9 protein-coding genes are annotated in these 12003 nt (G+C 68.6%); 7 read left to right on the top strand and 2 right to left on the bottom strand.

The genetic code is table 11. From position 1 onward, the window contains the following. The first annotated feature begins 113 nt into the window (after positions 1 to 113). Together EV650_RS03945 and EV650_RS03940 are read left to right on the top strand one after the other, a co-directional pair. Positions 114 to 2039: a sensor histidine kinase gene (locus EV650_RS03945; protein ID WP_134115399.1), complete on the top strand. Its 1926-nt coding sequence runs from the start codon at positions 114 to 116 to the stop codon at positions 2037 to 2039. Next, a complete protein-coding gene (locus tag EV650_RS03940; RefSeq protein ID WP_134115397.1) occupies positions 2030 to 2674 on the top strand; it encodes a LuxR C-terminal-related transcriptional regulator in 645 nt (214 codons plus the stop codon). Before EV650_RS03945 ends, EV650_RS03940 begins: the two co-directional genes overlap by 10 nt. On the opposite strand, the gene EV650_RS03935 is transcribed toward EV650_RS03940, so the two are convergent. Then, positions 2671 to 5370: an AAA family ATPase gene (locus EV650_RS03935; protein WP_166678014.1), complete on the bottom strand. Its 2700-nt coding sequence runs from the start codon at positions 5368 to 5370 to the stop codon at positions 2671 to 2673. The two genes, EV650_RS03940 and EV650_RS03935, sit on opposite strands and share 4 nt — an antisense overlap. Positions 5371 to 5491: 121 nt before the next feature. Between EV650_RS03935 and EV650_RS03930 the strand changes: the two genes are divergently transcribed. The 5 genes from EV650_RS03930 to EV650_RS03910 all read left to right on the top strand — a co-directional run bounded on the left by EV650_RS03930 (position 5492) and on the right by EV650_RS03910 (position 11070). Beyond that, on the top strand, positions 5492 to 6193 hold the full coding sequence (locus EV650_RS03930) for an alpha/beta fold hydrolase (RefSeq protein WP_134115393.1): 702 nt from the start codon (positions 5492 to 5494) through the stop codon (positions 6191 to 6193). Between the two features lie 137 nt (positions 6194 to 6330). Next, entirely contained in the window at positions 6331 to 7929 is a 1599-nt protein-coding gene (locus EV650_RS03925) for a DHA2 family efflux MFS transporter permease subunit (RefSeq protein ID WP_134115391.1), read from the top strand. Positions 7930 to 8009: 80 nt separating this feature from the next. Further along, a complete protein-coding gene (locus tag EV650_RS03920) occupies positions 8010 to 9038 on the top strand; it encodes a FecCD family ABC transporter permease (RefSeq protein WP_166678013.1) in 1029 nt (342 codons plus the stop codon). After that, entirely contained in the window at positions 9035 to 10045 is a 1011-nt protein-coding gene (locus tag EV650_RS03915) for a FecCD family ABC transporter permease (RefSeq protein WP_202874377.1), read from the top strand. The genes EV650_RS03920 and EV650_RS03915 overlap by 4 nt, the downstream gene beginning before the upstream one ends. 32 nt (positions 10046 to 10077) lie before the next feature. After that, positions 10078 to 11070 (top strand): ABC transporter substrate-binding protein, encoded by a 993-nt coding sequence (locus EV650_RS03910; protein WP_238174008.1) that lies wholly within the window; start codon positions 10078 to 10080, stop codon positions 11068 to 11070. Here the strand turns inward: EV650_RS03910 and EV650_RS03905 are convergent. Further along, complete coding sequence (locus EV650_RS03905; RefSeq protein WP_134115387.1) at positions 11067 to 11963, bottom strand: hypothetical protein; 897 nt, start codon at positions 11961 to 11963, stop codon at positions 11067 to 11069. The two genes, EV650_RS03910 and EV650_RS03905, sit on opposite strands and share 4 nt — an antisense overlap. Between the last annotated feature and the right edge of the window lie 40 nt (positions 11964 to 12003).

The following is a 12003-nucleotide window of genomic DNA, read 5'->3' as shown; positions in this document are numbered from 1 at the left end:
TGAGTCCGTCCAGCGTCGAACTTTCGCGCCGCAGGTACGACGGAGTGGGCACCGGTCTTCGGATCAGGGCTGTCCCTGAGTACACCGGGCGATTTTGCTGCCACTATGACGAGATGGGGAGGACCGGGAGGGTACTGGTGCGAGCGGTCACCTGGCCGCTCGCACCCGTACTCTGCGTCGCCCAGCTCGCGGTCCACCACGGCCGCCTCATCGCCGGCCCGTCGGACGTCCTCTACCTCGTCGCCATGCTGGTCTGCTGGGCGGTCGGCGTCTTCCTCACCTGGAGCGTCGTCGACCAGCCCGCCGGCTGGGCGTTCCTCGGGCTCGGCACGGCCCTGACCTGGAGCGGGTTCACCGACGTGTACGTGGCCTCCACGCCCGGACCGGACCACGCCGCGCTGATCGCCACCTTCAGCGACAGCAGCTTCGTCTGGTGGTTCGTCTTCCTCGCGCTAGGCCTCCAGTTCACCCCCGCCGTCCGCCCCTCGTCGCGCGCACTCCCGATCCTCACGGTCGTCTCCGGCGTGGTCTTCCAAATCGCCGCCCTGCTTCGCTCCACGCCACTCGAACCGCCGTACGACGGCATTGTCAGCCCCTGGGCAATCGCAGGCAGTCTGATGAAAGTGCTCGCGTTCATTGCGGTGATCGTGCTCGGCCTCTGCCTCCTTGCCTCGGTCTACGTCCTCGCGGCCGCCTTCCGTCGGGCCAGAGGTGAGGCTCGCCAGCAGTTGCTCTGGCTGGTCGCCGGAGCAACGCCGATCGCGCCGATCGTGATCGCGTCGTTCGTTGCGTCGTACGCCGGGTTCGACGACCTGGCCGGTTGGGTGCTGAGTATCTGCGTCATCACCCTTGCGCTTGGTGCCGCTTTGTCGGTGGCGAAGTACCGCTTGTACGACGTGGAGCGGATCGTCATCGACTCCACGGCGTACGCGATCTCGACCGGCGCGGTCCTCGCTGTCTTCGCCCTCGTGGTCGTCGTGATCACCAAGAGCCTGCCCGTGCGAGCTGACTCGCAACTGCTGACGATCCTTGCCACGCTGGCGGCGATCGGGGTCGCGCGGCCGGCGTACCTGTGGGCGCGTCGAGTGGTCGACCGGCGCTTCAACCGCCGTCGGTTCGACGCCGTTCAGGTGGTGCGGGCCGGGCTCGCGCAGTCGCCGGCGCCCGAGCTCGGGGCATTGCTGATCGAGGCGACCGGAGATCCGCGGGTGCGCGCTCTCTTCCGTTCCGACGGCGGCTGGGTCACCGCGGACGGGCGCGCCGCAGTGCCCAGCTCGGACGTAGTTGATGTCGTACGCCGGGGGCAGGTGAGTGCACTCGTCGAGTTCGACCCGGCGCGCTCTGAGCGGACGGTTGTGGAAGCCCTTGTTCAGGAGGCGGCCGCGGAGATCGACAACCTGGGTCTGCGGGCGGAACTCGCCAAGCAGGTCGAGCAGATCACCGAGTCGCGGGCCCGGCTCGCCGGTGCGCATCTGGAGGAACGCCGCCGGATGGAGCGCGACCTCCACGACGGCGCGCAGCAGCGGATCCTCGCGATCGCACTTCAGCTCCGTTCGGCTCGGGTCAACGGCGCTGAAGCGGTACTGCGGGCTGAGGTCGATCAGGCCATCACGGATCTCGCTCTGACGATGCAGGAACTCCGCGACCTGGCCAGCGGGTTGCAACCGGCCGCGTTAGCCGGAGGTGGTCTGCGAGCGGCGACCGATGAGTTGGCCAGTCGGATCCCGGTGCGGATGAAGCTCGACGTGATCGATCAGCGGTTCTCGGCATCAGTGGAGAGCGCAGCCTGGTTCGTGATCGCGGAGGCGGTCTCGAATGCCGTCAAGCACGCCGGGGTGGACGAGGTGACGATCCGCGTCTCAGCTGACCAGGCCGAGCTGCACGTCGCCGTACTCGATGAAGGGCTGGGTGGAGTGGATCCCCGCGGTCGCGGACTGCAAGGTCTTGCCGACCGAGTCGCGGCCCTCGGCGGAGTGCTGTCTGCGTGTAGCCAGCCCGGCGGCGGGACTCGAGTCGAAGCGGTGCTGCCATGCGGGTAGTGATCGCGGACGACTCCGCCCTGCTCCGGGAGGGTTTGGCTCGGCTGTTGGCCGAGTCCGGCGTCGAGGTCTGCGAAACCGTTGCCGACGGCACCGGATTGATCGCGGCCGTCGATCGGCACCTGCCCGACATCGCGATCGTCGACATCCGGATGCCGCCGACGTACACGCACGAAGGCGCGGCAGCGGCGATCGAGCTCCGCGGCCGGATGCCTGGTCTCGGCGTACTCCTGCTGTCCCAGGCGGTCGAGACCCACTTCGCCTCCCAGCTGCTTCAGCATCACGCCGCGCGGTTCGGCTACCTGCTCAAGGACCGGGTCGTCGACGTCGAGACGCTGATGGGCGCACTGCGCACGATTGCGGCCGGCGGTACGGCGCTTGACCCGGAGATCGTGCGGCACCTGATGCGTGCGGACTCGGCCACCGATCCCCTTGCAGCGTTGACGGAACGGGAACGCGACGTACTGGCGCTGATGGCCGAAGGCCGGTCCAACTCGGCGATCGCGAACCGGTTGACGGTCAGCCTCAAGACGGTCGAGAGTCACATCGCGAACATCTTCAGCAAGCTCGGGCTACATGGCGCGCAGGACGATCACCGCCGCGTTCTCGCCGTACTCGCGGCATTGCAGGGCTAGAGAAGGTCGTGGAGTTGGTGGCGGCCGGCGATGCCGAGTTTGGGGTACGCGCGGTAGAGGTGAGAGGCGACCGTGCGGGGTGAGAGGAACAGGCGGTCGCCGATCTCGGCGTTGGTCAGGCCGCGGGCGGCGAGGAGGATGATTTCGCGTTGTTGTGCGGTGAGTTCGGCCAGGGCGTTGGGTGCCGTTGGCGCATCGAGTACGCCGCTGGCCCGCAGTTCGGACTCGGCCCGTTTGGTCCACGGCGTCGTACCCAGGCGGCGAAAGGTGTCGAGGGCCGCCGCGAGGATCGGCTTGGCGTCGTTGATCCGTCGCTGCCGGCGCAACCAGCCGCCGTAGTCGAGCCGCAACAGGGCCCGCTCGAACGGCCACTGCTCCCCCGCGGGATCGGCCAGCGCCTTCTCGAAGTAGGACTCGGCGTCGACCGGTTCGGCGAGCAGCGCACGAGCCCGAGCGGCGAGCTGCTGCAGTCGTGGTCCGCTGGTCTCCTCGATCGTCATCAGCGCGGGCTCGAGGAGGGTCCGCGCTTCGAGCCGATCCTCGGTCCGGACCGCGGCGGCCGCGAGGTCGGCGACAGCCAGATAGGAGACGTGGTGGTGTATCGGCGTACCCGCCTCGTCGAACAGCTGTCTCAGTTGGGCATACGCCGCCTGAACGTTGCCCTGGGCAAACGCCGCCATACCCTCTGCGTGATGGGCGCGCGCGGCCACCGACCGGTACTCCCGCCAGTCGGCGTACGCCGCCGCACTGGCCAGCAGCGATGACACGTGCTCGCCACGCAAGGCGTTGACCGATGCCACACAGAGATCCGCCGTCGCGGCAACCAATTCCATCCGGTACGCCGCCGCCGCGTCCGCCGCCTCGCGGGCCGCCGCGAGCGCTTCGTCCCACCGGCCGGTGTCGATGCAAGCCCATTGCAGCGCGGACAGCGCCGCCGCAGCGCGACCCACGGTGCCGGGAGCACGTTGCCGATCGACCGCCTCGCGCAGCAGCCGGACTGCGAGTTCGGTCTCGTCGAGGAGCCAGGCCGCCGCGCCAACCTTCGCCAGATCGGTCACTGGCCGCGTCACGATCCGTTGTAGCAGCTCAACGCCGTCCGCGTGCCCAGCCACCGGGTTGGTGCACGCCCGTACCCAGATCCGCTCTTCGTCCGCGAGACCGTCCGGCCAGTCCGCAGTTGGCTGCGCAGGCTCGGGCAGCCGGTCGATCGCGCGTACGACGGCGGCCCGGTCGGCGGGTGCGCCGGATTGATACGCGACGGTGGCGGCCAGGCCGATCGCATCCCAGGCGACGATCGGGAGCTCGGGCGACGCCTCCTCTACGACAGCCAACAGGGTCGTCAGCGCGGCCGCATGCTGGTTGGACCAAACCAGCGCCCATCCGATCCGCTGCTGGGCGGCGACGCGCAGATGCGGATCGGCGGTCACGGCAAGGACCCGGCGCGCGAGGTCCTGGACCCAGTCCGCCTGACCGGCCGCCAACGCAAGACCGGCCGCGGCCAGCAACCGTCGAGCCTGGTCGTCTTCGGCAGGGCTGAGTTCGGCCGCCCGTTCCAGGGCTCGTGCGGCAGCCGCGGCACCACCTCGCCGCTGCGCCTGCATCGCGGTGTCTTCGAGGAGTACGGCGAGCTTTTCATCGGGCTCGAGCGCCGCTGCCGCGAGGTGCCAGCCGTATCGATCGGGTTGGTCGTGCAGGATCTCCGCGACAGCCAGGTGCGCCGCAGCCCGCTCGGCGAACGGGACCGCGTGATAGATCGCCGCCCGTACCAGCGGATGCGCGAACTGCGGGCCGGATTCGCTCAGCCGGATCAGCCCGGCCTGCTCAGCCGGTCCCAGCGTGAGCCCGGGAAGCCGCGCGGCCACGTCCGGGCTGTCCGCCACCGCGACGAGCAGCAGCGCGGCCCGTGCGGACGCGGGCAGTACGCCGTACTGCGTAGCCAGCACGCTGGTCAGGCGCTCGGTCAGTGGCAAGGGCTCGGCGGTCCAACGCCGGCCGGCGCTCGGGTCGGCGGCGATTGCCTTCGACAACTCGATCAGCGCGAGCGGGTTTCCGCGTGCCTGCAGTAGTACCTGCTCGCGGGCTCGGCCACGCGGTGGGTCCGGTTGGTCATCGAGCAGCAGCCCGGCTTCCGGCGTACTCAAAGGCTTGAGGACGAGCTCCGGGAAGTCGATTCCGGGCGGAGCGGTGACACCGCGGGCGGCGAGCACGAGCACGAGCGGCTCGGTGTCCAGTCGCCGCGCAGCGAACGCAAGACTGTCGAGCGACGCACGGTCCAACCACTGGCTGTCGTCGACGACCACGAGCAACGGAGCATCGCTGGCGACCGCCGACAACAGCGTCAGTACGGCGATGCCGATCAGGAGCGCATCGGGTGGGACCGGGTCGTCGGTCAGACCGAACGCGCTCAGCAGGGCCTGGGATTGCCGATCGGGCAGCGTCGGAACGCGCTCCAGGACCGGCCGCAACAACTGATGCAGCCCGGCGAAGGCCAGGTCACGCTCGGAGACTCGACCGGCAACGCTGAGTACCCTCCGGCCTTGGGACGCGGCCTGTCTGGTCAGCTCGGTCAGGAGCACGGTCTTGCCCAGACCCGGCTCGCCCAGCAAGACCTGGACCTGGCTGGTCGCCGGTGGCGCGTCCAGGAGATCTGACAGCCACTTGAGCTCGCTGTCCCGCCCGATCAACCCGATGGCCACCTCGCCCCCTCGATCGCAGCCAGCATACGAGCTTCGTGGAGGGGTGCAGTCAACCTGCGGATACCCAGATCGCCACCGGCTGGCAAGCATGGCAGCGACTCCTACGGAAGGACAGCCCGAGATGAGTACGCGACCGAACATTCTTCTCGTCCATGGCGCCTGGGCGGACGGCTCCTGCTGGAGCGGCGTCATCGAGCGCTTGCAGGCTGACGGCTACCACGTGACCGCGCCACAGTTCCCACTGACTTCGCTGGCCGATGACGTGGCCAGGCTGCGGCACGTGCTCGAACTCCAGGACGGCGCGACGATCGTCGTCGGGCACTCGTACGGCGGTCAGATCGCCACCGCCCTGGGCTCCGAGGCCCCGAACGTGGCCGGCCTGGTCTACATCGCGGCGTTCGGGCTCGACAACGGTGAGTCCCTGGGCGGCCTGCTCTCCCAAGGACCCACGACCCCGGCACTCGAGCACCTGTTCACCGACAAGCAGGGCTTCGGCTGGCTGTCCGAGGACGACTTCGTCAACCACTTCGCCTCCGGCGTCGACCCGGTCCAGGCCAACGTGCTGTACGCCGTACAGCAACCGCTCGCCGTCTCCGCGTTCGCCGATGTGATCGGCGTACCGGCCTGGAAGTCGCTGCCGACCTGGTATCTGGTCGGCGCCGGGGACCAAGCCATCCCGCCGGACGCGGAACGCCTGTTCGCGAACCGGATGGGCGCGACCACCATCGAGGTCGACTCCGGCCACCTCGCGATGGTCTCCCACCCCGACGAGACCGCCCAACTCATCCGCGACGCAGCAGAGGGAGTCCGCAACGCCGATTGACGTGTACGCCGTCCCTGGAACCTTCACCGACCGTCACCAGCTCGCCGTCGACTGACTCGGGGAATTTGCTCGTGTGGGGTGTGGGTTGGCGCGTAGGCTCGGCAGCGTTGTGATTCGTGCCGAGGGGGGATCCACCCATGAGCCAGTCTGCGACTCAACCTGATTATCCCGACAATATCGATGCCGCCGTCCTGAAGATCGCCGGTGTGGTGGTGCTCGGCGCCATCATGTCGATCCTCGACATCACGGTGGTCAACGTCGCGCTGCCGACGTTCCAGGCCGAGTTCGGTACGCCGGACAGTCCGGTCGCCTACTCGACCGTCGCCTGGACTGTCACGGCGTACACGCTCGCGCTGGCGACCGTCATCCCGTTGACCGGATGGGCGGCGGACCGGTTCGGGACGAAGCGGCTCTACATGACCGCGATCTTCCTGTTCACGGCCGGCTCCGCTCTGTGTGCGACCGCGACGAGTATCAACATGCTGATCGGCTTCCGGGTCCTGCAGGGGCTGGGCGGCGGCATGCTGATGCCACTCGGGATGACGATCATGACGCGGGCCGCGGGACCGCACCGGATGGGCCGCCTGATGGCCATCCTCGGCGTACCCATGCTGCTCGGCCCGATCGCGGGACCGATCCTGGGTGGCTGGCTGATCCAGGTGGCGAGCTGGCACTGGATCTTCCTGATCAACGTGCCGCTCGGCGTGATCGCGCTGATCTACGCCTGGCGCGCCCTGGCCAGGGACAACGCACAGCGGACGGAGTCGCTCGACCTCCTCGGCGTCGCGCTGATGTCCCCCGGACTGGCGCTGTTCCTCTTCGGCGTCTCCTCGCTGCCGGCCGAGGGCGGCGACTTCACAGCGCCTCGGGTCTGGCTCTCGATGCTGGCCGGGGTGCTGCTGATGGGGGCCTTCGTCTGGCACTCGTTCCGGCCGGAGCATCCGCTGCTCGATCTGCGGCTGTTCCGCGATCGCAACCTCACCATCTCGATCATCACGATGTTCTTGTTCGCCGCCGCGTTCTTCGGTGGCCTTCTGCTGGTACCGACGTACTTCCAGCAGATCCGTGGTGAGTCCACATTGCACGCGGGCCTCCTGGTCGCGCCGCAAGGACTCGGAGCCATGGTGACCATGCCGATCGCCGGACGGCTCGTGGACAAGGTCCCTGTCGGACGAATCGTGCCTGTCGGGCTGGCGCTGATCGTCGTGGGCATGTTCGGCCTGACCCAGATCACCGCAACTACGCCGTACCTGCTGATCATCGCGATGCTGGTCGTGATGGGCTTCGGGATGGGCGGCACGATGATGCCGCTGTTCACCACGGCACTCAGGACGCTCACCGGGCATCAGGTCGCGCGCGGGTCGACGCTGCTCAACATTTCCCAGCAGATCGCCTCCTCGGTCGGCGTCGCGACGATGTCGGTCATCCTGACCAACCAGCTGAACAACTCGCCGATCATCCCCGGTACGCAGAACGTCCCCGGCCTGGGCGCAGGCCTCCGTGAGACGCAAGCGGCGATCCTGTCCAACACCCGGCCGGACAGCCTGGCCCAGCTCCACATCGACCCGGCCGCCATCGCCCGCGGGCTCGTCGATGCGGCCAACTCGTTCGCCCATAGCTACTGGGTCGCCTGGGTGCTGGTGGTCATCACCTTGGTGCCGGCCCTGATGCTCCCGCGCAAACAACCCAAGCCGGACGTCGTCGAGGAGGGCGCACCACCCGCCGTCGTCGACTGACCGCCGTGGGAGCCGCCGGACGGAGCCTTCGAGCGGCCGAGGTAAGGTAAGCCTTCGCTAAGACGTGGCGGAGGTGGAGCGTGGGGCTGGCGACTGCGGAGTCGTCCGTTCGGGTGCGGCAGAAGCGGTCTGGCGTGCTTTGGGTCGGCCTGCTCGCGCTCGTGGTCGGACTCGGCTTTGTCAGCCTGGCCATCGGTTCCCGCCCGCTCAGCCTGGGACAGGTTGGTCACGCGGTCTTCGCGCCTGATGGGGACGCGGCCTCGATCATCGTCTGGCGCCTGCGGATGCCGCGGACCGTGCTTGCGGTTCTGGTAGGCGCCGATCTCGCCGTCGCGGGCGTGATCATGCAGGCGCTGACCCGGAACCGGCTTGCCGAGCCCGGTCTGCTCGGAGTCAACGCCGGCGCAGCGCTGACCGTCGTACTAGCCATCTCGCTGCTCGGCGTGACCTCGGTCAGTGGCTACGCCTGGTTCGCCTTCGTTGGGTCAGCCATCGCGGCGGCTCTGGTGTACTGGTTGGCCGGTCGCGATGCCGGCGATCAGGGACGCATCCGGCTGGTCCTGGCCGGTGCGGCCATCTCGGCGAGTATCAGCGCCGCGACCGGCATCGTCACCCAGTTCGACTCGACGACCTTCGATTCGTACCGCTTCTGGGTCGTCGGCTCGCTCGCCGATCGCGGCTCCGACGTCGCCACCGCCGTACTGCCGTTCTCCGTCGTGGCGATTGGACTGGCGCTCACGCTCGGCCGTCCGCTCAATGCGCTGGCCTTCGGTGATGAACTCGGCGCTGCGCTCGGTGTCCGCGTCGCCTGGACCCGTGGGCTCGGCTTCCTCGCGGTCATTCTGGCGAGCGGGGCCGCGACGGCGGCCGCCGGGCCGATCAGCTTCGTCGGGCTCGCGGTCCCCCAACTCCTGAGGTGGTGGGTCGGGCCGGACACTGTGCGTCTCGTTGGGTACTCCGTGTTGGCGGGGCCGGCGCTCGTGCTGACTGCCGACATCCTGGGTCGGGTAGTCGCGCCGCCGGGCGAGTTGGAGGTCGGCATCGTGACCGCCTTCATCGGCGCGCCCTCCTTGCTGGCAGCCGTCCTGCGACGGACACGCGCACTGTGACGGCCGCCCTCGAGGTACGAGCGGCGATCCGCTCCCGCCGCCAACGGACGGGGCTGGTGTGCGGCCTTCTGCTGCTCATCGCACTCGCAGTGTCAGCACTCGCGCTCGTGCTCGGCGACTACCACGTGGCGCCCCTCAAAGTCCTCGACATCCTCGCCGGAGGCGGCGACCAGACCGAGCGGTTCATCATCGTCGGCCAACGCCTTCCGCGAGCCATCGCGGCCTTGCTAGTCGGCGCCGCCCTCGGACTGGCCGGCGCGTTGTTCCAGAGCATCTCGCGCAACCCGTTGGGCAGCCCCGACGTCATCGGTTTCACGACCGGCTCGGCATCCGGCGCGCTGCTTGCCCTCCTGATCGGGAACGCCACCGGAGCCAGGGTCGCGGTGTGGGCCGTCCTCGGCGGTCTGCTCACCGCGGTCGCCGTACTCGCGCTCACCGGCCGAGGCCAACTCCGCGGCGAGCGACTCATCGTCGGCGGCATCGCGGTCGGCGCGATGCTTGCCGCAGTCAACGACTACCTGATCACCCGCGCCGATCCCGAACGGGCGCAGGAGGCGAAGCTGTGGTTGCTCGGCAGCCTCAACGGCATCAACGGATCACCGGTCCGCTTCCTCGCCGTCGTACTCCTGGTGCTCTTCGTACTCACGGCCTGCCTCCGACGCCGACTCGGTGTGCTGGAAACCGGCGACGACTTGGCCACGGCTCTGGGTGTGCGTCCGGCGCAGGTCCGCCTGCTCGCCGCGTTGCTTGGCGTCGCGCTGACGGGCGCGGCCGTCGCGGTGTCGGGCCCAATCGGCTTCCTTGCGCTGGCGGCTCCACAGCTGGGCCGCCGACTCACCCGCTCCCCCACGCCCGCACTTGCGTCCGCCACCGTCACCGGCGCTTTGCTTCTCGCAGTGGCCGACCTCGTGTCTCAGCGTGCGCTCGCACCGTTCCAGATCCCGGTCGGCCTGGTCACCGGCGTACTGGGCGGCGCCTACCTTGCCTGGCTGATCGGCCGGCGATGACCCCTCCACCACAGAACAGGACGAGATCTACGATGCGACACCACTTGCTGTGGCTGAGCTGCAGCCTCGCCCTCGCCGTCAGCGGATGCGCGGGTACGACGACAGCCGCAACCGGCCCGCAATCCTCGCCGACCACGCACGTCGCACCACGGACCCTTCCGGCGGGGATCGGGAGTGGCGCGGCCGACGGAGTCTTCCCGCGGACGGTCCGTCACTTCGAGGGCAGCACCCAGCTCAAGGTCGCCCCGAAGAAGGTCGTTGTCGTCTCGACCGGTCAGGCGGACTCCCTGCTCACATTGGGCATTACGCCGGCCGGGTCGACCCGCGGAGACGGCGCCGACCTCATCCCGAAGTACCTGATCGACGCGTATCCGCAGCAGCGCGCGGCGCTCGCGAAGGTCGGTGATGTCGGCAGCCGGCTCGCGCCGAGCATCGAGGCGATCGCCCGGATCGCACCGGACCTGATCCTGATGAACGTCGCCGGCAAGGACTCGAAAGCGCTCTACGCGAACCTCAGCAAGCTCGCGCCGACGGTCGCGTCCCGCGGCACCGGGCTGTACTGGAAACAGGACTTCCTGCTGGTCGCGGATGCGGTCGGCGAGACCGAGAAGGCGCAGCAGCTCCTCGACCAGTTCCAGACCGATGCCGCGGCGCTGGGCAATTCGCTGAGCCCACGGCCCACGGTCTCCTTCCTGCGCAAGAACGGCAATCGGCTCCGGGTGTACGGCGTACCGTCGTTCACCGGCAGCGTCGCCGACGACGCGGGACTGCCGCGGCCGAAGGACCAGCAGTTCAACGAAACGTCGCAGGACATCAGCTCCGAGCAACTCGACCGCGCCGACGCCGACTGGCTGTTCTACGGCGTCCAGAAGGGCGACGCCGAGAAAACGATGAGCGCCAACCCACTCTGGCCGGCCCTCAACGCCGTCACCACCCAGCACGCCATCCCAGTAGACGACGACGTCTTCTACCTCAACACCGGCCGCAAGATCCTCACCACCCTGCAGAAGACTCTGAAGCCTTAGTAGGTGTGGTAATAGATCAGTTCGCCTGATTCGCCTGCGGCGGCGCCTTCGCTGGGGATGAAGAGGGTGGTGAGGATGGCTGGTTGGCCGTTGGGGGCGCGGAGGGCGGTGATGGTCGGGTTGGCGAATGCCGTACTGCCGCCGTCGGTGTGGATGGTGGTCTGATCGGCGTTGCCGGTTTGGTAGTCGTAGACGAAGGTGCGCCAGGATCCGAAGTCGCCCTTCGTGAACTGGCCTTCGATCAGCCCGTAGCTGAAGCCGCGGAAGACGGCCTGGTCGCGGTCGCCGATGTTGCCGCCGACGCCCCAGTACAGCAGGGCGTTGTCGTAGTTCGGCTGGGCCGACGTACTCCAGGAGTTGAAGTTCGTCAGGTGCCCGCGTTGCTGCCGGTCGCGGTCGCAGTTCCACCAGTAGTGGCCGCCGATGTCGATCGTCGAGTGGTCGATATCGGGCGACAACGTGACGCTGTAGATGTTCGGCGTACCCTCCGCGCAGGACGACAACTGACGGCCTGCGTCGAAGGATCGGGACACGTTCCCGGCCAGCAGGTCGGCGCGGCTGGCGAAGTACCGGAAGGCCAGGTGGTTGTTGCCACCGCCGGCCTGCTCCTGCTCCCAGGCCATCACGAAGCCGCCGTTGGAGGCCTCGGCGATCGTCGGCTGCGACGCCGGTCCGGTGTTGCTCCCGGCGAGCTCGCGTACCCAATGCCAGTTCAGCAGGTCGGTCGAGGTCGCCAGGTTGACCCGGAAGTGGCCGTCGGATGCCATGTGGTGCGACACGGCCAGGTACCCGCCGGTCGAGTCCTGGATGATCTTGACCGTGTCCATCGTGTGGCCGGCGTCGTCGTGTACGGCGTAACGCTTGCCGGTCGCGCCGCTCACGTTCTCCACCATGCCGCGAAGCTCGGCGCGAGCCGGATCCGATGGTGGAGAG

Origin of the sequence: Kribbella kalugense (assembly GCF_004365875.1) — a bacterium.
GTDB lineage: Bacteria > Actinomycetota > Actinomycetes > Propionibacteriales > Kribbellaceae > Kribbella > Kribbella kalugense.
Note: the sequence above shows the minus strand (reverse complement) of the source record. Positions and strands in the feature narration are given on the sequence as shown.